Annotated in this window: 16 protein-coding genes, 1 tRNA gene and 1 other RNA gene; 11 read left to right on the top strand and 7 right to left on the bottom strand. The window is 40.4% G+C overall.

The window, feature by feature from the left end:
* The first annotated feature begins 96 nt into the window (after nt 1-96).
* Nucleotides 97-1,299, top strand: a complete 1,203-nt coding sequence (locus AC04Q1_RS01405) for a DUF763 domain-containing protein (RefSeq protein WP_478361113.1) — start codon at nt 97-99, stop codon at nt 1,297-1,299.
* 328 nt (nt 1,300-1,627) lie between these two features.
* Entirely contained in the window at nt 1,628-3,304 is a 1,677-nt protein-coding gene (locus AC04Q1_RS01400; RefSeq protein ID WP_478361111.1) for a metallophosphoesterase, read from the top strand.
* Between the two features lie 78 nt (nt 3,305-3,382).
* On the opposite strand, the gene AC04Q1_RS01395 is transcribed toward AC04Q1_RS01400, so the two are convergent.
* Nucleotides 3,383-4,849 carry a glutamate synthase subunit beta gene (locus AC04Q1_RS01395; protein ID WP_478361109.1) on the bottom strand — a complete coding sequence of 489 codons (1,467 nt, stop codon included), beginning with the start codon at nt 4,847-4,849 and terminating at the stop codon, nt 3,383-3,385.
* 3 nt (nt 4,850-4,852) lie between these two features.
* Nucleotides 4,853-9,352 carry a glutamate synthase large subunit gene (gltB, locus tag AC04Q1_RS01390; protein ID WP_478361108.1) on the bottom strand — a complete coding sequence of 1,500 codons (4,500 nt, stop codon included), beginning with the start codon at nt 9,350-9,352 and terminating at the stop codon, nt 4,853-4,855.
* A gap of 422 nt (nt 9,353-9,774) precedes the next feature.
* Between gltB and ffs the strand changes: the two genes are divergently transcribed.
* Nucleotides 9,775-9,874, top strand: an RNA gene (gene ffs / locus AC04Q1_RS01385) — signal recognition particle sRNA small type.
* A 92-nt stretch (nt 9,875-9,966) separates the two neighbouring features.
* Nucleotides 9,967-10,626, top strand: a complete 660-nt coding sequence (gene fsa, locus AC04Q1_RS01380) for a fructose-6-phosphate aldolase (protein ID WP_478361106.1) — start codon at nt 9,967-9,969, stop codon at nt 10,624-10,626.
* 323 nt (nt 10,627-10,949) lie between these two features.
* Here fsa and AC04Q1_RS01375 read toward each other — a convergent pair whose 3' ends face one another.
* From AC04Q1_RS01375 to AC04Q1_RS01365, 3 genes are all read right to left on the bottom strand, one after another.
* Nucleotides 10,950-11,456, bottom strand: coding sequence for a D-glycero-alpha-D-manno-heptose-1,7-bisphosphate 7-phosphatase (locus AC04Q1_RS01375; protein ID WP_478361105.1), 507 nt, complete (start codon nt 11,454-11,456; stop codon nt 10,950-10,952).
* A gap of 158 nt (nt 11,457-11,614) precedes the next feature.
* Entirely contained in the window at nt 11,615-12,901 is a 1,287-nt protein-coding gene (locus tag AC04Q1_RS01370) for a sugar MFS transporter (RefSeq protein ID WP_478361103.1), read from the bottom strand.
* Between the two features lie 103 nt (nt 12,902-13,004).
* Nucleotides 13,005-14,123, bottom strand: coding sequence for a formylglycine-generating enzyme family protein (locus AC04Q1_RS01365; RefSeq protein ID WP_478361101.1), 1,119 nt, complete (start codon nt 14,121-14,123; stop codon nt 13,005-13,007).
* A gap of 183 nt (nt 14,124-14,306) precedes the next feature.
* On the opposite strand from AC04Q1_RS01365, the gene AC04Q1_RS01360 reads away from it, so the two are divergent.
* The 4 genes from AC04Q1_RS01360 to AC04Q1_RS01345 all read left to right on the top strand — a co-directional run bounded on the left by AC04Q1_RS01360 (nt 14,307) and on the right by AC04Q1_RS01345 (nt 18,280).
* A tRNA-Lys gene (locus AC04Q1_RS01360) sits at nt 14,307-14,379 on the top strand.
* A 710-nt stretch (nt 14,380-15,089) separates the two neighbouring features.
* Nucleotides 15,090-16,673 (top strand): hypothetical protein, encoded by a 1,584-nt coding sequence (locus AC04Q1_RS01355; protein ID WP_478361099.1) that lies wholly within the window; start codon nt 15,090-15,092, stop codon nt 16,671-16,673.
* A 367-nt stretch (nt 16,674-17,040) separates the two neighbouring features.
* Complete coding sequence (locus AC04Q1_RS01350; RefSeq protein WP_478361098.1) at nt 17,041-17,340, top strand: hypothetical protein; 300 nt, start codon at nt 17,041-17,043, stop codon at nt 17,338-17,340.
* Nucleotides 17,341-17,425: 85 nt separating this feature from the next.
* Entirely contained in the window at nt 17,426-18,280 is an 855-nt protein-coding gene (locus AC04Q1_RS01345; protein ID WP_478361096.1) for a hypothetical protein, read from the top strand.
* 157 nt (nt 18,281-18,437) lie between these two features.
* Here the strand turns inward: AC04Q1_RS01345 and AC04Q1_RS01340 are convergent, their stop codons facing one another.
* Both AC04Q1_RS01340 and AC04Q1_RS01335 read right to left on the bottom strand, forming a co-directional pair.
* Entirely contained in the window at nt 18,438-19,085 is a 648-nt protein-coding gene (locus AC04Q1_RS01340) for a YceI family protein (RefSeq protein WP_478361095.1), read from the bottom strand.
* A gap of 59 nt (nt 19,086-19,144) precedes the next feature.
* Nucleotides 19,145-20,284: a ligand-binding sensor domain-containing protein gene (locus AC04Q1_RS01335; RefSeq protein WP_478361093.1), complete on the bottom strand. Its 1,140-nt coding sequence runs from the start codon at nt 20,282-20,284 to the stop codon at nt 19,145-19,147.
* A 187-nt stretch (nt 20,285-20,471) separates the two neighbouring features.
* Here AC04Q1_RS01335 and AC04Q1_RS01330 point away from each other — a divergent pair, with 187 nt between their 5' ends.
* The 3 genes from AC04Q1_RS01330 (at nt 20,472) to AC04Q1_RS01320 (ending at nt 23,758) form a co-directional block, all read left to right on the top strand.
* Nucleotides 20,472-21,362, top strand: coding sequence for a winged helix-turn-helix domain-containing protein (locus tag AC04Q1_RS01330; RefSeq protein WP_478361091.1), 891 nt, complete (start codon nt 20,472-20,474; stop codon nt 21,360-21,362).
* A gap of 283 nt (nt 21,363-21,645) precedes the next feature.
* On the top strand, nt 21,646-22,734 hold the full coding sequence (locus tag AC04Q1_RS01325) for a family 16 glycosylhydrolase (RefSeq protein WP_478361090.1): 1,089 nt from the start codon (nt 21,646-21,648) through the stop codon (nt 22,732-22,734).
* Between the two features lie 289 nt (nt 22,735-23,023).
* Nucleotides 23,024-23,758: an AAA family ATPase gene (locus tag AC04Q1_RS01320; protein WP_478361089.1), complete on the top strand. Its 735-nt coding sequence runs from the start codon at nt 23,024-23,026 to the stop codon at nt 23,756-23,758.
* The last annotated feature ends 70 nt before the right edge of the window (nt 23,759-23,828 follow it).

The following is a 23,828-nucleotide window of genomic DNA, read 5'->3' as shown; positions in this document are numbered from 1 at the left end:
TCACTAATCTTATTCAATAATGATTTGTTTACTTGATCTAGACTCTTAACCAACAAAAATCTTCATTTATAAAATATTTTACTAAATTTGTTAGTATTGAAAAGATCAGGAAGCGCAGATTTACCTTTACATTATGGCCATGTACCACCTTGGCTAGCCCAGCGTATGGCTACACTAGGTCTGGCGATAACTGAAGCGATATTATTAGAATACGGCAAAGCAGAAGTAATCCGCCGTTTAAGTAATCCGTTTTGGTTTCAAAGCCTGGGTGCAGTAATGGGCATGGATTGGCATTCGTCTGGAATTACCACTTCGGTAATGGGCGCTTTAAAGAAATCGATCAATCCTTTATCCAAAGAACTGGGCATTTATATCTGTGGCGGTAAAGGGAAACACAGCCGCGAAACGCCTAACGAACTTTTAAAAATAGCCGATAAAACAGGTTTAAATGGTACCGAACTGGTCCGTGCCAGCAAGTTGAGTGCAAAAGTCGACAATACAGCCATTCAAGATGGTTTCCAGTTATATCTCCATAGTTTCATTTTGAGTAGCGATGGTGATTGGACCGTGGTTCAGCAAGGCATGAGCGACAGCAGTTCGACTGCAAGAAGATATCATTGGCATTCGGAAAACCTGAAATCCTTTGTTGAAGAACCACATATAGGTATTTGTGGAATCAATCAAGGTCAAATATTAAACCTGACTTCGAATGATGCAGATAAGACCAGACAAAGCATGATGAACATTACCGCCGAATCGCCAACGCGGATGCTTACTGAAATACAAAAGCTGGTGATGCCCAACCATCATGAGGTAAAATCGAAAGATGTAGATTTGAAACGTCTGGGCAGTATTCTATGGCTGGCACAGGAAAAGAAACCAAGCGATTTCGAAGAATTATTGTTACTCGAAGGTATGGGGCCAAGAACCTTACAATCGATGGCACTGGTGAGTGAGGTGATTTATGGTACACCTTCCCGATTTACAGATCCTGCACGTTATTCTTTTGCCCATGGAGGCAAAGATGGTCACCCTTTCCCTGTTCCGGTAAATGTTTACGACGAAACAATAAGCGTTTTGCAAAGGGCCATTGAAAAAGCGAAGATTGGAAACTCCGATAAACAGCAGGCGATAAAATCCTTACATCAGATTGCCCGTCAGGCGGAACAAAACTTTGTTCCTAACATGGATTTCGAAAAGGTCATCCAGAAAGAACGTAACGAAAGTTGGAAATATGGTGGCAGAACTGTTTTTGGGAAAGAGAAGCCGCCGAAAGATGAGCAATTGAAATTGTTTTAGGTCTATATTTTTGCTACCAGACACAGAATCTATCTTAGATTGCCATTCTAAGGGAAGTCGAACATCTTTACTGGTAACATTTTTTTCACAACTTAATAAATCTAACTTATCCTTTTTTTCTCCCCCTAAACCGGAATGCGTTGTGGATATATATATCCGTTCCTTCTAGCTTTGCTAGCAAAAAATTAACCAATAATCATACAAAATTGACCAATTAAGTAGTGAATTAATTTTGTCGGTTGATAGTCACTTGTTAATATCTAAATTAGTAATTTATGCCTTCTGCCTAAAGGGCCAGCACCTATTTCTAACCTAAGAAAAACAAAAAATGAAAAAACAATTTCTACTTGCCTGTAGCTTTGTTGCATTAGTTGCGACAATGGGCTGCCAAAAAATGGGTTTAATCCCCGGTTCAAAAAATGAACTGAAACAAGAATCTGTTGTACAAGCAATAACGCTCGCGGGATCTATCGTAGATGAAAAATCCAGCTGGAAATACCTTGATAATGGATCTGATCAAGGAATAAACTGGCGTTCTTCCGGCTTTAACGACGCAAACTGGAAAACGGGTTCAGGCCAGTTTGGCTTTGGCGACGGAGATGAAGCAACAGTGTTACAATCGGGATTTGTGACTTATTACTTTAGGAAGCATGTGAATATAGCGGATGTTAATGCCCTGCCCGATTCTATCATCTTATCGATGATCCATGACGATGGAGCCGTGGTATATATAAATGGCACTGAAGTATTGCGGACAGCCTTGTTACCTCAAAGCGGAACCATTACATACACCACCGGAACCAGTACCTTTATACCCACCGCTCAGGAAAATAGCTTTTTTAATTACAAAATAGCTAAATCACGCTTTATTACCGGAGATAATGTAATTGCAGTAGAAGTGCACAACCAGAATACGAGCAGTAGTGATGTCTCTTTTGATTTGACTATCAAAAATGCTGTAGCCTCAGATCCTGATGGACCCTATGTGTTTTTCAGGAACAACCAGTATGTAGTAAAATCGATTACCCGAGATAACGGTTATGTGACCCAAACGTATTCCAGTCGCGATCAGGTAAATCTTAATGTCGAATTACCCGGAGGCAGTTCATTTGCCGTAAAACTGAAACCACAATTGATTAGTCGCGAGCCCTCAGAATCTGCCACTTTACCAGGCAAATATTTTGCGACTTCCGATATCGAAGGCAGTATTGATGCGTTTATCCTGATGCTCAAAAAAGCAAACATTATAGATAATAACTACACCTGGAAATATGGCACAGGCCATCTCTATATTATGGGTGATGTTTTTGACAGAGGACCATACGTTACACAATGTTTATGGCTGATTTACAAACTGGAACAGGAAGCTGCCAATGCTGGTGGTAAAGTGCATTTTATATTGGGAAACCACGATATTATGAATCTGATAGGTGATTATCGCTATGTGAATGCAAAATATATGACCAATGCACAAACTATTGGCGAAGCCTACTCGGCGCTGTATGATGCTGACAGTGAGTTGGGTAAATGGCTAAGGAGCAAAAATATGCTGGAAAAATCAGGCAGTACTTTATTCTTGCATGCCGGTATCAGTCCTGATGTGGCTGCACTGCCCAAAACCGTAACCGATCTGAATGTTTATGTAGGCAATGTGATCAATAAAACCTGTACCACACAGAATTGTAAAACAGCCACAAGTAGTTCAGTTGGTCTCTATTGGTACAGAGGGATGGCTCAACAGGCGCTAACCCAAGCCGAAGTAGACGCTATACTCACCAAGTTTGGGGCAGATCGTACTTATATAGGTCATACCATTCTTAATAATCAGATCACTTTATTGTATCAAAATAAAATCCTGGCAATAGATTTAGAGCATGCCAACAATTATAATGATGGCTACATGGAAGGTGTATATTACAACAATGGATGTTATTTTAAATTTCATACCACACAATTGAATACCACATATACCCCTTTGATCGGTAGTAATTGCACAGCACCTTAATGCTTGAAATAATCAGATACTAACAAAAAAAGGTCGTGGTTTGCACCACGACCTTAAAAATATAGAATTTAAACTTTACTAAGCGTATGCAACAGCATCTTTAGATGCCAGTTTGGTTGTTCCCATTAAATATTCGTCTACCTTGCGGGCAGCTTCTCTACCTTCTGAAATGGCCCAAACTACCAATGATTGTCCGCGGCGAACATCACCAGCAGCAAAAATCTTTGCGATATTGGTTTGATAAGTGTGCTCAGATGCCTTTACGTTGCCGCGGTTATCCAGCTCCACTCCCAGCTTTTCAATTAAGCCTTCTTTCTGTGGATGTAAGAAACCCATTGCTAACAGCACCAGTTCGCAAGGAAGATCCCTTTCGGTACCAGCCACTTCTTTAAATGTAACCGGACGGCCGTTCGCATCGATTTCCCATTCAACATCCACCACTTTTAATGCTTTAAGGTTGCCCTCTTCATCAGCAATAAAGTTTTTGGTATTTACCGACCATGCCCTTTGTGCACCTTCCTCGTGAGATGAAGTATTTTTTAGCAACATTGGGTAATTCGGCCAGGGCATGTGCTCGTTACGTGCCTGTGGTGGCATCGGCATAATCTCGAACTGTGTAACGGATTTCGCACCATGACGGTTTGAAGTACCGATACAGTCAGATCCGGTGTCACCACCACCGATTACGATTACATTTTTACCTGTAGCCAAAATGTCTTCGACCTCGAAAGTTCTGTTCGCCACACGTTTATTTTGCTGTTTTAAAAAATCCATTGCAAAGTGCACACCTTTAGCAGCTCGGCCAGGGATAGGTAAATCGCGTGGAATAGTAGAACCACCAGCCAATACAACCGCGTTGAAATCTCTCAGTAAAGTGCCGATTTCGACATTTTCACCAACGTTAGCATTACATTTAAAGAGAATACCTTCTTCTTTCATTAAATCGATACGGCGATCTACTACATTTTTTTGCAGTTTAAAATCAGGAATGCCATACCTCAATAAACCACCTGGAGCATCGTCGCGCTCGAAAACAGTAACTTCATGTCCAACTTTATTTAATTGAGCAGCAGCGGCTAAACCTGCAGGACCTGAACCAATAACAGCCACTTTTTTACCTGTTCTGATTAATGGTGCTTTTGCTTTGATAAAACCTTTTTCGAAAGCAATTTCAATAATGTGTTTTTCAATTTCCTCAATAGAAACCGGCGGACGGTTGATGCCTAACACACATGCAGATTCGCATGGCGCAGGGCAAATCCTGCCTGTAAATTCAGGGAAATTGTTAGTGCTTAACAAAATATTTGCAGCCAATTCCCACTTGCCCTGGTATACGGCATCGTTAAATTCCGGAATAACGTTACCCAAAGGGCAACCTGACTGACAGAAAGGAACGCCGCAATCCATACAACGGGCAGCTTGGTTATTTAATTCTTGTGAGGGCAATTCGTTTAAAAATTCCCCGTAGTGTTTTACACGTGTTGCAGCCTCTTCTCTTGTGGGCGCAACTCTATCGTATTCTTGAAATCCTGTTACTTTTCCCATGGCCTAGTGTGTTTTTACTTGTTGATTACGTTTGCTTAAAACCGCTTTGTATTCTTTAGGGAATACTTTTACAAAATGAGCAGACTGCGTTTTCCAATCACTTAAAATAAACTCAGCAACCCTGCTATCTGTCAGGCGTATATGCGTTTTAAGTAAGGCCAAAATGCGTTCTTCATCTTCAGCTTGTAGCGGATCAAGATCAACCATTTCCTTATTGCACTTACGGGCAAAAGTGCCATTGGCGTCATAAATCCAGGCTACACCACCGCTCATACCAGCAGCGAAATTACTTCCGGTATCGCCTAAAATCAACACCTCACCACCAGTCATGTATTCGCAACCGTGATCGCCCACGCCTTCTACAACAGCTGTTGCGCCAGAGTTACGAACAGCAAAACGTTCACCGGCTTTACCACGGGCAAACAACTCACCAGAAGTAGCACCGTAAAGGGCAACGTTTCCGATGATAATATTTTGCTCAGGAATAAAAGTTGAATTTGAGAATGGATAAATCGCCAATCTGGCCCCTGATAATCCTTTACCTACATAATCGTTCGCTTCACCTTCTAATGATAAGGTTACCCCACGGGTATTGAAGGCTCCGAAACTTTGTCCGGCAGAACCTACAAATTTAAAGTTGATGGTATCAGGAGGTAAGCCTGCGCCCAAATGAACTTTTGAGATTTCATTTGATAACATGGTACCCAAGGCACGATCGGTATTTTTTACATCGAAACTCGCAAAAACAGGTTCATTATTGTCAATAGCAGGTTTTGCTGCAGCAATTAATTTATGATCTAACACATTGGTTAAACCATGATCCTGACCTTCAGTATTAAATAAAGGCAAACTATTGTCTTCAGCTTTATATAATATAGCTGATAAGTCAAGGTGTTTCAATTTCCAGTCTTCAGCAGGTAATTCGCGTACTTTTAAAATATCTGCCTGACCGATCATTTCGTGGATGGTTCTGAAACCTAATTCAGCCATAATCTCACGTAATTCTTCAGCAAGGAAATAGAATAAGTTCACCACATGATCAGCATCACCTGTAAATAATTTTCTCAATTCGGGATCTTGCGTAGCCACACCAACCGGACAGGTATTTAAATGGCATTTGCGCATCATAATACAACCTGAAGTAACCAGCGCTGCTGTTGCAACACCCCATTCTTCAGCACCTAATAATGCAGCAATCGCGATATCTCTACCGGTTTTAAGCTGACCATCAGTTTGTAATACAATACGGTTACGTAATTTATTTTTAACCAGGGTTTGGTGCGCCTCGGCTAATCCAAGTTCCCAGGGTAAACCTGCGTGTTGAATAGAAGTTAAAGGAGAAGCTCCTGTTCCACCATCAAAACCCGATACTAAAATCACGTCGGCATGCGCTTTTGCCACACCAGCTGCAATAGTACCCACACCAGCTTTCGAAACCAATTTTACGTTAATCCTGGCGGCACGGTTTGCATTTTTCAAATCGAAAATCAACTGTGCCAAATCCTCGATCGAATAAATATCATGGTGCGGCGGCGGAGAAATTAAACCAACTCCCGGTGTAGAGTGGCGAACTTTTGCAATCCAGTCGTCCACTTTGTGGCCGGGTAACTGACCACCTTCTCCGGGTTTGGCACCTTGCGCCATTTTAATCTGTAACTCATCGGCATTGGTTAAATAATAGCTCGTTACACCAAAACGTGCAGAAGCCACTTGTTTGATTGCCGAGCGCATACTGTCGCCATTTGGCAATTTAGTATAACGCATTTCATCTTCGCCACCCTCTCCTGTATTGCTTTTTCCACCGATGCGGTTCATCGCAATGGCTAAAGTAGAGTGTGCTTCGTGAGAAATAGAACCGAAAGACATTGCCCCTGTAGCAAATCTTTTCAAAATTGCTTCGGTAGATTCTACTTCATTTAAAGGTACCGACGGACGGCTATAGTTAAATTCAAACAATCCACGGATGGTATAAGCCTGTTGTGTTTGCTCATTAACCAGCTTAGAGTATTGTTTGAAAATATTGTAATCGTTTTTACGCGTTGCATTCTGCAACAAGTGGATGGTTTGTGGGTTGAACAAATGTGCTTCACCCTTGCGGCGGAATTTATACGTTCCACCCGCAGGCAATAAGTTTTCTGTTTCTGTTAATGGACCAAAACTGCGGTGATGTTTAATCAAGGTTTCTTTTGCAATTTCATCCAGTCCTAATCCACCAATACGCGAAACTGCTCCCGTGAAATAGGTGTTAACCACTTGTTTGTTCAATCCTAAAATTTCAAAAATCTGTGCCCCCTGATATGATTGCAAGGTCGAGATGCCCATTTTAGAGAAAATTTTAAGCAATCCGCTGTTTACTGCGTAGATATAGTTTTTAGTTAACTGCTCAACTGATAAACCCGACTCTTCTTTAAACTCACTAATGGTTTCCAAAGCCAGGTAAGGATTAATTGCAGTAACCCCAAAACCCAATAAAGTAGCAAAATGGTGTACTTCCCAAATATCACCGGCCTCAATCACAATACCAACTGCACCACGGTATCCTTTGCGGATCAAATGATGGTGTACAGCTGAAACCGCCAATAAAGACGGCATAGCAGCATGTTCCGAATCGATAGCCCTGTCCGTTAATACAATCACCTGGAAACCATCTTCAACCGCATCAACCGCATAACGGCACAAACGGTCTAAAGCTTTCGCCATAGCGCCTGGTTTGCCATCCGCCCTGAAGTAGGTCTGTAAGGTTTTCGCCTGGAAAACACCTGTATCAATACTTCTTAGTTTTTCCAGCTCCTGATTGGTTAGAATAGGATGTTTAATGGCTACACAGTGCGATTGTAGCGGATTTTCTTCCAAAAGATTTCCGTTACTGCCCATGAAACTGGCCAAACTCATTACAACCTTCTCCCGGATCGGATCGATCGGTGGATTGGTTACCTGTGCAAATAACTGTTTAAAATAAGAAGATAAATGCTGAGGGCGTTTTGATAAAATAGCTAGAGGGGTATCGGTACCCATCGAACCTATTGGTTCTTTGGCTTCAATGGCCATTGGTTTAAGCAAAAGATCCACATCTTCTCTGCTGTAACCAAAAACCTGCTGGTATTTAAAAATCGATTCAGAAGACAAGCCGGTAAACATGACGCGCGGCTCAGGTAATTCTTCTAAACGGATCTGATATTGATTAATCCAATCGGCATAAGGGCTTTTGCCGCAAACCTGTTGTTTAATTTCGTTGTCGCTGATAATTCTGCCCTGCTCCATATCCACAACGAACATTTTGCCCGGCGTTAAACGGCCTTTCTCGATTACTGTGCTTTGATCAATCGCCAATGCACCAGCTTCAGAACCCATAATTACACGGTCATCAGAAGTGATCGCATAACGCGACGGACGCAATCCGTTACGGTCTAAAGTTGCACCGATTAATTTACCATCGGTAAATGCGATCGCTGCTGGTCCGTCCCATGGCTCCATTAAAGTAGCATGGAATTCGTAAAAAGCCCTTTTAACAGGATCCATATCTTCGTTACCGTCCCATGCTTCAGGAACCAGCATCATCAATACATGAGGTAAGGTTCTGCCGGCATGCAGCAATAATTCAATCACATTGTCCAAACAGCCTGAATCTGAATTCGTTTCGTCGATAACCGGTAATAACATATCCAGTTCTTCCGGTGTAAAATATGCCGAAGCAAAAGATTTAACACCGGCCCTAAACCAGTTTAAATTTCCCTGTAAGGTATTGATCTCACCATTATGGGCAATAAAGCGGAAGGGTTGTGCCAATCTCCACGATGGGAAAGTATTGGTTGCAAAACGAGAGTGTACCAAACCTAAAGCAGAAACCATGCGCTTATCGGTAAGATCGGTAAAATAGGTACGTACCTGAAGTGAGGTAAGCTGACCTTTATATATAATGGTTTGTGCAGAAAGCGAAACAATATAAAAATCCTTACCACCGTGAACCGTGTTCACGATCAGTTTAATCAGGTAATTTTTGAAAATATAAAGTTTGCGTTCGAAATCTGCTCCCGGTGCCACTGCGTACGGGCGTGCAATAAATACCTGCTCAATTTCCGGCTCAACCGAAAGTGCCATATTGCCAATATCTGTGGTATCCACATCTACCTTTCTAAAGCCTAAAATTTCAAGGCCAAGTTTTTCGGCGGCACGGTAAATTAATTCTCTGCACTCTTCTCTGGATCTGATATCCTTTGGCATAAATAACATCCCTACACCATAATTATTGGTTTCAGGCAGGCTAAAGCCAGCTTTTAAACATTCGTCATAAAAAAATTCATGAGGAATCTGAATCATAATACCTGCCCCATCGCCGGTATTCGGTTCTGCTCCACATGCCCCTCTATGATCTAGATTCTCTAAAATAGTAAGTGCATCGGAGATGATTTGATGCGATTTTCGCCCTTTCACATGCGCAACGAACCCAATACCGCAGGCATCGTGTTCAAATTGCGCATCGTACAATCCACTGTTTGGTTCCATTCTTTGCTCGTTAGTTGTTAGTGTATAGGAAACACTAAGATACGAAAAACAATCTTTAAATTACAGAGTTGACATGTTTTTTAGAATAATTTTAGTTCTTAAGTAATTTAAAGCTTTTAAATTAAAATAATGACAATCTTAGTGCGTATTAATTATTATATTTATAATGATAAGATTATACAATAAATCTCATTTTTAGCTTAAAACCAGACATAAATCGTTTTATATATGTATTTACTTATAAATATATCATTCATAAGTGAACAATACTTTGTAATGCTGGATTATGTCCCTGTTTTCTTTGGCTTTTAAAAATACACATTTTAATTTTATTAATTTACTAATCAGTAAGATAGCTTAATTGACAAAAAAAATAGAAAAATGCATTTCGGGAAACAACTTCTTTTTCTACCTTTGTGGCCGGGCAAGTCTTTTACGACCAGCTCCCTTTGAACTCCCCCAGGGTGGGAACACAGCAAGGGTAGAAGGTTGTAGCGGTGCGATAGAAGGTGCTTGCCCTTTTTTTTTACCCCCTAACCCCCTGAAGGGGGGATATTAAATTCTTCAGGGGTTCTAACAGCAGAACCTAGTAATCATTTTAAGAATTTATAAGCATGAAATTTTTTATTGACACAGCAAATCTTGATCAAATCAAAGAAGCGCAAGATCTTGGCATTTTAGATGGCGTAACTACCAACCCTAGCTTAATGGCTAAAGAGGGTATTACCGGCCAGGAAAATGTAATCAATCATTATAAAGCCATTTGCGATATCGTTGATGATAACGTAAGTGCTGAAGTTATCGCCACTACTTTCGATGAGATTGTTAAAGAAGGTGAGGCTTTAGCAGCTTTAAACCCGAAAATCGTGGTTAAGGTTCCGATGATTAAAGATGGTGTTAAAGCCATTAAATATTTCTCATCAAAAGGAATCAAAACCAACTGTACTTTAATTTTCTCTGCTGGACAGGCCTTATTGGCTGCTAAAGCCGGAGCTACTTATGTTTCTCCATTTTTAGGCCGTTTAGATGATATTTCAAGCGATGGCCTGGTTTTAATCGAAGATATCAGAACTATTTTTGATAACTACGGTTACGAAACCCAGATCTTAGCTGCATCAATCCGCGGACCATTGCACATCGTTAACTGTGCTAAATTAGGTGCTGATGTAATTACTGCGCCATTGGCTGCCATTACTGGTTTATTGAAACACCCGTTAACCGATAGCGGTTTAGCTACATTCCTAGCTGACCACGCTAAAGCAGCGGGTAAATAGATTTTTAAAAAAGTCGAAAGTTTTTAGTCCTAAGTCTTAGGTCGGGTTTCCGGTTTAAGACTTGGGACTTTTTTTTATGGCAGATGTGAGATGTATGATGGAAAACGGACGATTGCAAGCAATACCAACCTTCTTCTCTTTTCCATCTTTTATTTTTGGAGAGCAGAGCCTGTGCTGATCGGTTCCGGCAGTCCTGCTTTACATTATATTCCGGTAATTTATGATACCAATAAAGTTGTGAAATACCGGAATGCCATTTCAATCAGGTCTAGGTGGCAGTAACAGTTTTACATCGGCATCTGGGTAACTCTAAACGCCGAACTCTAAACTAAAGATGCTCTTTTCAGCACCTCTTTAACCTGTTCATAATTAATCTGTTCGTCTGGCTCGATCAGAATCCCCTTCACTCCCGCCCCGTTTGCGGCTTCTACATCCCTTGGCTTGTCGCCGATCATCACAGATTGAGCTGGATCGATATCATACAGTTCAATGGCATCCAGGATCATTCCCGAAGCTGGTTTTCTACATTTGCATTCGCCCCCAACAGTTGGGTGGTGCGGACAATGATAAAAAGCTTTAATATCGGCTCCCTGGGCAACAAAAGCATTTTTCAGCATTTGGTGCATCGTGGCCAGCTGTTCTTCAGTATAACGTTTTAAAGCAATGCCGCCCTGGTTGGTGATTACGATCAGCAAATAACCCTCGTCGAATAGTTTTTTTAATACTGGAATCTGGTATTCTAATATTTCAAAATCTTCTACACGGCAGATGTAATCGTATATTTCGTGATTAAGTACACCATCGCGGTCGAGAAAAATAGCTTTGTTCATTGTGGGGTATGGAGATAAAGTATCAAGATTTGAGTAGTGAGTATTGAGTATCAAGATTCAACCTCGTTATTGTTGCGCAAAATAAGCGAAAATTAAGGACAAAAGAAAGCCCAACCTTTTTAAGGTCGGGCCTAATCATAAAATTTATTTGGTTTGGGTTATTTTAATTTCAAGCCGGCTTTGTGGCCTTTGATGGCAAAAAACAGGATGTACAAATAACAAGGCAATACCGTTAACAGATAGGCCAGCTGGAAGTGCACATGCAGTTTTTCGTTTAAAAAAGCATACAACAATGGCATGATTGCGCCACCTGCTATACCCATTACCATAATTGCGGAGCCGATTTTTGTGAATTTTCCTAAATGGCTAATGCCCAATGGGAAAATTGCCGGCCACATCAATGAATTTGCCAGGCCCAGTAAGGCCACAAAAATTACAGCAAACCAGCTTGATATTGCAAAAGATAAAATGGTAAATATGATTCCTAAAATGGCACAGATTCTAAGTGCCTTTTGTTGGGAGATATATTTTGGAATGGCTACGATCCCGATAATATAACCGATTAACATACTAAAAAGCGTTATGGAAGTCAATTTTCCGCTGATTTCGGTACTAATACCTAATTCGCGACCATAAATCCCGATAATATCGCCAGCCATTACCTCTGCACCCACATATACAAAAATACAAAGCGCACCCAAGAACAAGTGTGGAAACTGGAATATGCTCTGGTGTTTTACCACAGCGCCTTTGCTTTCGTCAACAATATCTTCTTCAACCTCTACTTCAGGCAGATCGGTGAATTTGATAAAAACAGCAAAAAGGCAGAAAACAATGGCTAAAACGATATAAGGCATATTTACACGGCCTAAAACATCGTTCAATAATTGCTCGTGTACAGCGCCTGTAGCTGCTTTAATCTGTTTTTCAACCTCAGATGCGTTTTTCAAAAATAAACTGCCCATAATCAATGGCACAATCATTCCGGCAAATTTATTACAGATACCCGCGATACTGATGCGTTTGGCAGCGCTTTCTATCGGGCCTATAATGGTTAAATAAGGGTTTGAAGCTGTTTGAAGCAGTGCCAGTGCAGCTCCCTGAACAAAAATACCAGTTAAAAACAGACCAAAAGTTCTGGTTTGAGCAGCGGGTATAAATATTAACGAGCCTAAACCTAAAATTACCAGACCTAATACAATACCATTTTTAAAACCCACTTTTTTTAGGATCCATGATGATGGTAAAGCCAAAAAGAAATAGGCCATATACGAAGCAAAAGTGACAAAGAAGGCCTGTAAATTGGATAGTCCGAAAGATAATTTAAAGAACGGGATCAATGTTCCATTGGCCCAGGTTACAAAGCCAAAAATAAAGAATAAAGCACAAATGATAATGAGTGGTTTAGGTCCCTGCGTTCGACCTGATGCTGTAGTTTGTTGCATAAAATTTGGTTCGGTTTTAGTTGTGGCGACCAAACTAAACAATAAAATTTAATAATATAGGAGTCAAACGTTTGCGTGATTTTACTTTAACACAAAAACTTATTTAATTGGTGCTCACACACCTAAAACCGGTATGTTCCAGGCCTGTATCCGTAGAGGTTTTCATTCTTGAAGTTACGCGGTATCCCTTACAATAAGAAGCATTGCACATAAAAGAGCCTCCCCTAACCACCCTTTTGGGCACTGTGGGTTCCATTGGATCATAACTGTCGGATGGGCCTTGGGGATTGCTGGTTACCCCCGAAAGCGTGGCGTAATAATCGGGGCGGTACCAATCGCTGCACCACTCCCAGACATTTCCTGCCATATCGTAAAGCCCATAGCCATTGGCTTTAAACTGTTTTACGGCAGCCAAACCATTAAAACCATCCCAGTCTGTATTCTTGATTGGGAAACTGCCCTGCCAGGTATTGGCTTTTACCTTGCCTTTTTCGATATCTTCATTTCCCCAGGGATATTTTTGATCTTTTAGTCCTCCTCTTGCCGCATATTCCCACTCGGCTTCAGTTGGCAGGCGTTTGCCCGACCATTTGCAGTAGGCCATGGCATCATCCCAGGAAATGTGGACAACCGGGTAGTTTTCTTTTCCCTTAAGATCGCTTTTAGGGCCATGTGGATGTTTCCAATCGGCGCCTTTAACCCAGCGCCACCATTGCGAGGCATCGTTTAAAGAAGTAATGCTTTTTGGCTGATAAAAAACCAATGATGCAGCCACAAAAACACTGTCAGGTGGTTTTGGTGTGCCCTGAGGAAGCTGTTTTTTCATTTCCTCCCAATCTGGTTTGCGTTCAGCTGTGGTTTTATATCCTGTAGCGTCTACAAACTTTTTGAAACTGGCATTGGTTACTTCGGTAACATCAATCCAAAACGACGGTAACTTAACGCTGTGATGAGGATATTCGTCATCCCTGCCCTCTTTATCAGATGCGCCCATGGCAAATTCGCCGGCAGGAATTAAAACCATCCCTTCATGACTTACTTTATTAGCGGCAAAACTCGAAGAATCTTTAACTGCACCAAAACGGCTGGGCATATTCTTTTCACAGGAAGCCAGCGAATCTTGCTTGTGTTTGGCCCGCTCCTCTTCTTTAGCTTTATTGGATTGGCAGGATAAAATGAGGAGCGTCGGCAAAAAAAGTAAGGTAAGAAGTGATCTGTGCATGTGGGGGTATTAAAATATAAGCCCTAAAAATATCAAATCTATTTAAAAAAGAGAAGGCAAATAATTAATTCGCCTATAAATCAATACACTACCGTGTTCGGCGATTTTTTATTTGCAAGAAATGCATCATAACCCTATATTTGCACCACTTTAAAGGAAACACACAACGTTTTTAACAAAGTAGATTCCGTAGCTCAGCTGGTAGAGCATTACACTTTTAATGTAGTGGTCCTGGGTTCGAATCCCAGCGGGATCACGAAAAACCTCACAGAAATGTGAGGTTTTTTTGTTTTATTCCAGCCTGAATCGAACAGAAGCGCCGGCCTGGGTTCGATTTGTAAGCCCAGCAGTAGTTAAATGCTAATGATATCTTTATATCAAACCAATCCATATTTGTTTTTTGTGCTGCTGTAGCTCCAAACATATTAGAGATGATCGAATGCCAGAACTATATCCACCTGAAGACCTTATCATATATGTCACACAATTATAGTTTACTACATCCCCCGAAGAATTGGATTCGAAATAATTTCCTGATATTGTTCCCGCCAGAATAGCACTCAATTTTAAGAATAGGCCACTGCTTTCCCATAAACTATCTTCAATACGAATAGTGGAAACTGAAGGATCCCCTGTTCCATCAATATAAATTCCCCACCACAGCCTTCACACATATTATCCTTCAATGAGATGTTTTATGCACCCTTAGCATTTATAATCCTTCCTCTTCCAGTAAAATGATTGTCTTTAAAGTAACAGATTGTATGTATCCATTTGGATAATGCACCTTATTTCGATAGCAATAGCGCACTTTCCAGATGTAAGAGAAAGAATAATGCATAATGTTAATATTATACTACATTCAGATTTAAAAACTAAGCCTAGTACAATTTCCATCATTTAGGAGCTGCCGATACTAAATCGCTTTGTATATTTAAAATAAAATTTATAATTCAAACAAAAACGATGTCATTAATTAACGATTTATCTCATGCAGGAATTATTGATAAGCAAGATGCTATCGATCTGAATAAGAAAATCGGGAAAAATGTTTTACAATCACAAGATATGTTGGAAATCCTGTATCGCTATTTTATGCAAAAAATAAGCGGAGGATCTGAATTCGGAAGTATCTATGTGTCAGTGGGACCATTAGAAAAGCGAGACAAGGAGTCCCCTTACGGCGGCACAAATGAGCAATCAGAATTTCTTGAAATCCTGTACAAGGAGGAGGTAATCCCGGAGGTTGTATACCAAAAGATAAAACCGTTTCCATATGCATCAGATCAGTCTGGTTATTTCATTATACTCCATTTATCCAGAGCATTAATGTCTTTTAACAGGTCTTTCACGATTGAGAATCAACTGGCCTTTGCTACCTTACTCGGTGGAAAAAGTCCTTACGGTAGCGATTCCATGCTTAATGCCCAAGAGAAAAAAAAACTGATTCAGGACATTAAAGCTGAAAAAATGGAGACCTATCTCGATTTTTTTAAGTATTGCTACGGATGCAGAATTGTTAATATCTTAAGCTATCGGGGTAATGAGCGTAATCTTTTAAAAGAAGTGGTTAAAAAATTAAATCAATTATGCTATAGTGCATTTACCATCACTGAGATTACCAGTTACGATGAAGATTTTACAGGAGAGCCTTCTTACGACAATAAGCAAACAACAATTGTGGTGAATACAGGTGCCCGGGAACATCGATATACCTATACATTTTTTCAAAACGAAGACAAAAATCAAAACAACAATAAACTCAATTTATTGCTAGAAAATCTATTGCTTATGGCAAATCAGCTATTGGCCGGTTTTAACGCCACATATAGATTGAGTGGAATTACCAATCATTTAATTGAGGCTTTATTCCCAAATAGTAGGGCGCAATTTGCGATTTGTCGTTTTGAACCTGAAAACAGCAATATCTTTGATTCTGATGAAATGCGAAAAAGGTTTTTGTTTAATAAACCTTTCCCCCTTTTTAGTAAATTCCCACTTTCTTATCTTCATATAGAATATGCCATTTACCACTTTAAAAAATGTGGATTATTGGCATATATAAGCGATGAGCAATTTGATGATATTTTAGGTAAGGTTTACGAAACAACTTACGATCATGTAGCAGATTTAATTGCTATCTTTCCAGATACAGTTGCAGCTACTAATCGTGAAGTGAGTGCCGGGAAGAAACCATATAATGAGTTTCTTATGGCACTAAATCAAATTTCGAATGGGGTGCTTAATTTTACGGATATTTCCGATGGAACTCCGGAAGATTTCACCTATGAAACTGAAGTCATTTTTAAGGTTTCCTTCAAATGTAACGGTGAATATCATGAGATCGATTGCGACCTTATAGGTAAAGAATTTAATGATAATATCGTCTACTATATTATTAATGAAATTATCCGAAAGAAGTATACCGGATACCGGCTCTTACAGTTAATTAATGGTAAATACGAGTACGACACCTATCTTTTTGTCTCAAATCAGCAGAGTAAATATTTGAGTAGTATGAAACTTTTGGAAATAATGGATCGTTTTTAGTATTTATTTCCAGTCCATATTATTTTTTAATCCAGTTAAATGCATTCAATTACAATTGATGGCAGCTTATTGAAGATGATGCGACAACTTGCCTATGGGTACTTTCCTTTTTCAAATTGCTAACATGGTAAGCTTTAAACAAAAAAAGGATGCGACACTCGCTGTCACATCCTTTTTATCTAAATTAACGCTCTCAATCGATGATTGATGCAAGGCTCTCACCCCTTGCACGGGCAATATGTAAATAATAATTTAATGTTGCAATAATGATTTTATTCTTTGGGGAAGGTAAATATTCAAATGTCTAAATACCAGCGTAAAATTTTGCAAAATCATTTATTGTAATTATTTTCAATAAAAAATAGACATGGCAAAAAACTTTTTGGTTGTGCTGTTATTGCTTATCACGCTGGGCTGTAAAAAAAACGGCGATGATGATCAAACGCCTTATAAGTGGAAAAGGGACCTATACAGAGCAAGGGTTTCAAATGACGGTCTTGCCGTTTTCAATTCAGAGGATCCAAGCGTTGCAAAAAATCCCGATGCAATTTTTTTAAGCTCGGATTATATTGTTTTGACTGAACACCGCAGAAATGAACAACAGGACAGTATTTATCATGCCAGTGGAAGAACGCTGATTTATAAATACGAGAAGACTGACAATTAAATTTGCCTTCAGATGTAGCATCAGCAGCGCCTAAAACAAATCCCCCTCTCCCGCTGTTTGACATCAGATCTGATTACACACTTACATGGAAGAAAAATACATCCCTGCAGGCCATGCCTCGCCCTCCAGCATATTAACCACCCTTGCCATTGGCATCGTTGCATCCTTCATACTCCCGCTCCTTTATATTATCCTGTGTCAGTTGATCCCAAATATCTGGTTCATCGCCATCTGTGCATTTTCTTTGGGCATGCTCCTGGGACTGGCGATCGACATCGGTATCAGGATCGGTAAGATCAGGAACCTTCAGGTTGCCCTTATCATTGCCATCGTGTGCAGTCTGCTCGCATTCTACGTGCAATGGGTTTTCTTCGATGCGGTTATGTACAGCCGCAGCGGTTTCACCTTTAGGCTAAGCTCGGCAGATCTTAAGCAGTTGTTTGTGGATATGGTTTTTCTGTTTGTCCACCCAGGAATTTTATTTAAGGAAATTGCGGCATTAAACGAAGCAGGTACCTTTCGCATACAGGGCAGTGATAATGTCTCCGGGCTTTTGCTCTGGCTGATATGGGCAGGTGAATTTATCGTGATCATAGGGGGTACCATTGTGGTTGCCTGGAGCGGCCAGGTTAAGATCCCCTATTCAGAGCTGAACGACCAGTGGATGAAGCGGCGTACGCCAAACCATATTATTTCTTTTGTTCATGATAAAGAGTATCTGTTAAGTCAGCTGAGGAATAAAAACTTCGGTGTATTAAAGGACAGCCCGGATCTCATCACGCAGCCCGATTATGCCGAGGTGATCGTTTATGAGTCGGTCGGTGATCCAACCAAGTTTATCACCGTGCTCAATGTAACCGCCCCAACAGGTAGAAACAAGCAGCCAAAGAAAAAAACAGTTGTGTCCCATTTCCCGCTTCCTAATCATGCGGCGATCTGATTTTTTCAGACTTTATCTTAGGGTTAAAAGAATAAGCTTGCCCCCGCTTACTATTGTATGTTAGTCTGTTAAGGTTGCGTAATATGGAAAATCCAGGCACCTACGGTGGTCACCAAGATAATCTGACCTGGTTAAAGTCCTTTAAACGTTCATCCATTTATTTTTTTGCTACAATCTTCACCTCCAATTCTATGGAATCCGAAATCGTTTGATTGGCCAAAAGATTATAGAATTTTGCTGATTTATAACGGACATCCCATTTTGACCGATCGATGACCAGCTTACCATTAGCTTCGACGGTTCTGCCATTAATACCTGTTTTGGCCAGGAAATTAACAGGGTGTGTGATTCCTTTAATGGTGAGGTTTCCTGTAACTTTTTTGTTTTCACCATCTATTGATGCAATGCTGGTAATTACAATCGTGGAAAAGGGAAATTTTTCTACATCAAAAAAATCAGAATCTTTAAGGTGATTAACCAGTTTATTATCACGTTCGTGTTTTTGATCTTCAATGGTATTCATGTCGATTTCGACTGTACCACCCGTTAATTGACCTTTTTCAATCCTCAATTCTCCTTTTGATATATAGACATAGCCGGTATGACTGTTTGTACCCGCCAGGCTGGCACCTTTCCATGTGATCACACTTTCTTTAGGATCAATCATCGTATATTTTTCATCCCCAATGTGTAAGGATAAGGAACTTGGCAATGCTGGATGCCGTTCTTTTACAGACCCACGGCAGCCAAAGATGAAAACAGTAACAATTAAAATGAAGTAAGAAATTGATCGGTTGTTGTTCATAATAAAATTAATATTGATGAATTAATAATTGACAATTGATTTGAAATCTGCAATACGCCTTATTGCGGATTTGTAGTGTTTTTAAAGTCGGTTATGGTCTGCCCGGCCGGCATACTGGAATCGTAACGGTACACGCCGTTCATCGATCCAAACCAGATCGCTCCATCCTGAGCTTCCACAATTCCACAAAGCATTTTGTTTACTGACATGATTTCGGTTGCAGTTGGCTTGTTATGATATAAGGTCTTCTGATCATAACGGGAAAGTCTCCAGGCGCCAACTCCGTTCGGACTTACACTACCGGTGGTCCAGATGTTTCCTTTTTTATCTTCGATTATAGCCGTAGCAGTCCTATTCGATACCTTAGTAAATGTACTGCCATCATAACGCCAAAGACCATTTTCAACGAACACGGTATCGCCACTTTTATCTTCGATGATCGATGCACCAAACCAGATGTTTCCTTTTTTATCTTCTACGATCGACCAAACATTGTTGAAGGCTTCACCGTTTTTGTTTTTGAATACGGTAAATTTATTTCCCTTTCCGTCAGGCAAGCGGGTATCATAATAACAAGCCTGCCCGTTTGTGCCAAACCATAATTTTCCCGTTTTGTCTTCAAGGATGGTATGAATACCATTATTGGAAAGCCCGTCTTTAATGGTAAAATTTTGAAAGTATTTCCCTCGCCCCGCTTTGCCATTCCCCTCCGATCTGGTACGGCCATCATAACGGCTTACACCACCACCCGTACCAAACCAGATCACGCCTGCCCTATCTTCATATATGGCGAAAACGCCATTACTGGCAAGTCCCTCCCGGATGGTAAAATGTTGAAAGGATTTGCCATTATAACAATAAACACCCGAATCGGTAGTGGCGAACCATAGGTTGCCACGACGATCTTCCAGCACATCCCAGAACCTGCGCGGACCCAATTTACTGGTGAGGTTGGTAAACACTTGTCGCTTTGGCTGGCTGAAATCATATCGAAAAACACCCCCAAATGATGCAGCGATCAGAACGGTGCCGTTTCTGCCCATCTTTACATTGCGGACCATCGTAGTAGGACCATTGGAAGAGACGGTATCTTTGGTTTCAGACTTAATATCCTCTTTTGATCTGCTGTTTGTGTGTTGTTTGCAGAAAATCTGACAAACAACTATCAAAAACAAAATAGCTAACCGTATGTATTTCATATTTATTTATTTAATATTGGTAACTGGCTTAGGTGATGAAACGATCAAGCGGATATTTATTACTTTTTGCCCATGGTGATTACATCTGCTGTTAAAATGGCCGCAGCAAAATTACCTTGCTGTTTTTCGGTATGCGGAATTTAGATTGTAAATAAAAATGTAAACTTTGTAAATAAATCATTGACAAATGGATCGTGGCCAAAATCTCTTTTCGGGGAAATGTAAATATCTGTTCGGATTGATATTACTTTCTTTTACAGCTGTAATCTGTGTAGCTTTTAGTATGAGGGACAATAACGAATTTGACTTTGCCAGAAGGGAAGTTTTGCTCCGCAAGATTGGAGATCAGCTACTTTTGCAGTCGGGCGATCGTACCTCAAGGGTTCTCCCGATAAAAATAATCGCCGAAAATGAATATCAGATCAGCTTTGAACAGGCATTTACTTTTGAACCCGCCGCACTGGTGAATACCACCCGGCGTGTATTGGCCGAAGATCGGCTCGCAAGTGATTATCTGGTTAAAGTACTAAACGCCAAAAACTCGGGTGTAGCTTATGGATATGCGATTTCTAAAAACAAAAAAAATGACATTGTAGCCTGTATTGGCAGAAAGCAACCTAAAGCACCTTATCTGATTAATATTAAATTTAAGCCTACAGCAATTAATACCTCAAAGAATAGATATCTGTTGGGTAGCCTCCCATTTTTGGCATTTGTGGGCTTTATTTTTTTAAGCTCAATCAGTCCGCGAGGTGCTTTACCTGAAGAAAATCAGCATACAGGTATGATCACTTTAGGTTCAGTTCTGTTTGATGCGAAAAACCGGAAGCTCATCATTAATGAAAATACGCTAGACCTCACTGCCACGGAATCCCGGATATTGCTCATTTTTGCATTGTCTCCTAATGAAAACATAGAACGAAGCCGGTTGCAAAAAGAGATTTGGGAAGATGAAGGCGTGATTGTGGGAAGAAGCCTGGATATGTTCATCTCAAAACTGAGAAAAAAGCTGGAATACGATCCGAATATCAATATTGTGGTGATACGGGGCAAGGGATATAAGCTTGAGATTGGTTAAAGGGGCTTTCTGTGTCAGATTTGAATATTGTTGAGCTTTCCAAAGAAAAGTCTCAATAACTGCCAAATTCAGTGCCTAAAAGATCACTCAAGGCTGTGACAATCATATCGGTATTAGATCCGTCGTAATTCAATCCTAATCCCTGATCCTTTTTACAATTGCTATTAGCAGGAAAATTCACAGATGTATTTAGAATTACACCCCCATTTACTTCTAATATTACCCCTATCCTAAATTTTATGTCCGGTAAATTTGGTTAACCAGATAAAAACCAATTACCAACATGAAAACAATCACATCAAAGCTCCTGATCGGAGTATGCCTTTACAACTTAAGCTGTAAAAAAGGCGCTGAAGAAGAGGTTTCACAAACAACCGCAAAGATTTCAGCAAAAGCACAAACTGAACTGACGGCCAGTACCGTTAACCTGGACGACTACACCTTGACTTTAGAAGATAATTTTGATGGTGTAGGTCCGCTGAATGCCCGTTGGAACTACCGGGCCGAAAATACCGTCCGTGGTTATGCGACTATTCTGCGTTCCAATGTTTCGTATGCGGTGAGCGGAGCCGGTATTTTAAGGTTAGCGGCCAAGAGAAACGGCGATACCTTTACCGCCAGTCAGATTTCGACACAAAACTCGTTTTTACAGAAATATGGCTATTTCGAATGCCGTGTACTTGTTAACCGAACGGTTGGGCCACATTGTTCATTCTGGATACAATCGCCTACTTATGGCAATACCAACGATCCGGGTGTATCAGGAACAGAAATAGATGTTTTTGAACACCATATGGCAAACGGACCAAATATTGCCCGCCATAACCTGCACTGGAATGGTTATGGGGCCGATCATCAAAGTATAGGGTCGTTGGAAACGATCAGTGGTCTTCAATATGGCTTTCATACCTTTGGCTTGGAATGGACCTCCTCAGCATATATTTTTTATGTAGATGGGGTCGAAAGATGGCGTACCAGTACGGCCCTTTCCCACACCAGTGAATACCTGATATTTAGTCAGGAAATTACCGGATTTGGCGGCGACCGTTTTACAGGTACCTATCCTGATTTTATGGATATCGACTGGGTAAGGGTGTACAAAACCCGAAAAGCTTCCGTATTTCAGGATTGTGCGTACAAAGGCTGGGCAAAACAGCTCCCGATTGGCAATTATACCATGGCACAATTGGCGGCGCTTGGCGTGACTAACGATGCCATTTCCTCTATTTCAGTACCTTCAGGCATCAAGATACAACTCTTTCAGGGCGATAATTTTACCGGGCCTTCTATTACCCTAACTGCCGATAACAATTGTCTTACAGATGAAGCTTTTGATAATAATGTTTCCTCTGTAAAAGTAAGAGCCAATTAAGATTTATAAAATGATTTTATGAGACCGGGATTTCCGCTCACCACATGTGGCTACACTTTTAAAATAATTAAAGTGACTTAACGATCTGCTACTGTTGCGGATGCAGTTCATGCTAAAATACCAGTATGATCTGTATCCGCTAACCATCACGCGTTAAAATGGCTAGGTAATAAAGGGGATTTTGAAGTGAGCCTATAATTTAAGTTTTGAAAATGCAATATATAATTATTACTTTTTCAGCATGCCTGCTCAATTGAAAATCAGGAATTGACTATAATACAGACCAGAGATGGATTTTAGAGGATATTTATTAGCACTTAGTCTTCGTCAACCAGAAAGCATGGGTACTTTATATCCATTTAACATCCCGGCAATAAAAAGTTTGATAAACTTAAAATTTCATCCCCGTGTAACTTATTTTGTTGGCGAAAATGGAATGGGTAAATCAACATTGTTAGAAGCCATTGCAGTTTACTGTGGTTTCAATGCAGAAGGTGGCAGTAAAAATTTTAATTTTAAAACAAAGGATTCTCATTCTATCCTTCAGGATCATATTTTATTAAGCAAGGGACACCAATTAATGAATGATGGATTCTTTTTGAGGAGTGAGAGTTTTTATAATGTGGCTTCAGAAGTTGATGCACTTAATGATGAGGAAAGCGGTCTTTATGAGAGTTATGGTGGTAAATCCCTTCATGAACAATCGCATGGAGAATCATTTTGGGCATTGATGAATACCCGGTTCAGGGGAAAAGGGCTCTATATCCTTGATGAGCCTGAGTCGGCCCTATCTGTAGTTCGCCAGATGGCTATGCTTTCGCGCATACATCAACTGGCGGAAGATCGGTCACAATTTATTATTGCCACACACTCTCCGGTTATTCTCGCTTATCCCGACGCTATTATTTATGAATTTGGGGAAGAGGGAATCAAACAGGTAAAATACAGGGAAACAGAAATGTACCGTACGTTCAGGGAGTTTATTAACCACCCCGAAGAAATGTTATCGATCCTGTTGAGCTAGTCGCACATCTTTACATTCCATTGTCATAAAATCCGCCATCCGAAACAGGCGCTTTACAATCTTTAATCCG

It is taken from the genome of Pedobacter humicola, from assembly GCF_056490705.1.
Note: the sequence above shows the minus strand (reverse complement) of the source record. Positions and strands in the feature narration are given on the sequence as shown.

Coding starts and splice junctions, on each gene's coding strand:
- AC04Q1_RS01395 (WP_478361109.1), bottom strand. CDS start 4,849: ATGGGAAAAGTAACAGGATTTCAAGAATACGATAGAGTTGCGCCCACA.
- AC04Q1_RS01375 (WP_478361105.1), bottom strand. CDS start 11,456: ATGAACAAAGCTATTTTTCTCGACCGCGATGGTGTACTTAATCACGAA.
- AC04Q1_RS01355 (WP_478361099.1), top strand. CDS start 15,090: ATGTCATTAATTAACGATTTATCTCATGCAGGAATTATTGATAAGCAA.
- fsa (WP_478361106.1), top strand. CDS start 9,967: ATGAAATTTTTTATTGACACAGCAAATCTTGATCAAATCAAAGAAGCG.
- AC04Q1_RS01365 (WP_478361101.1), bottom strand. CDS start 14,123: ATGCACAGATCACTTCTTACCTTACTTTTTTTGCCGACGCTCCTCATT.
- AC04Q1_RS01345 (WP_478361096.1), top strand. CDS start 17,426: ATGGAAGAAAAATACATCCCTGCAGGCCATGCCTCGCCCTCCAGCATA.
- AC04Q1_RS01370 (WP_478361103.1), bottom strand. CDS start 12,901: ATGCAACAAACTACAGCATCAGGTCGAACGCAGGGACCTAAACCACTC.
- AC04Q1_RS01400 (WP_478361111.1), top strand. CDS start 1,628: ATGAAAAAACAATTTCTACTTGCCTGTAGCTTTGTTGCATTAGTTGCG.
- AC04Q1_RS01325 (WP_478361090.1), top strand. CDS start 21,646: ATGAAAACAATCACATCAAAGCTCCTGATCGGAGTATGCCTTTACAAC.
- AC04Q1_RS01340 (WP_478361095.1), bottom strand. CDS start 19,085: ATGAACAACAACCGATCAATTTCTTACTTCATTTTAATTGTTACTGTT.
- AC04Q1_RS01335 (WP_478361093.1), bottom strand. CDS start 20,284: ATGAAATACATACGGTTAGCTATTTTGTTTTTGATAGTTGTTTGTCAG.
- AC04Q1_RS01320 (WP_478361089.1), top strand. CDS start 23,024: ATGGATTTTAGAGGATATTTATTAGCACTTAGTCTTCGTCAACCAGAA.
- gltB (WP_478361108.1), bottom strand. CDS start 9,352: ATGGAACCAAACAGTGGATTGTACGATGCGCAATTTGAACACGATGCC.
- AC04Q1_RS01350 (WP_478361098.1), top strand. CDS start 17,041: ATGGCAAAAAACTTTTTGGTTGTGCTGTTATTGCTTATCACGCTGGGC.
- AC04Q1_RS01330 (WP_478361091.1), top strand. CDS start 20,472: ATGGATCGTGGCCAAAATCTCTTTTCGGGGAAATGTAAATATCTGTTC.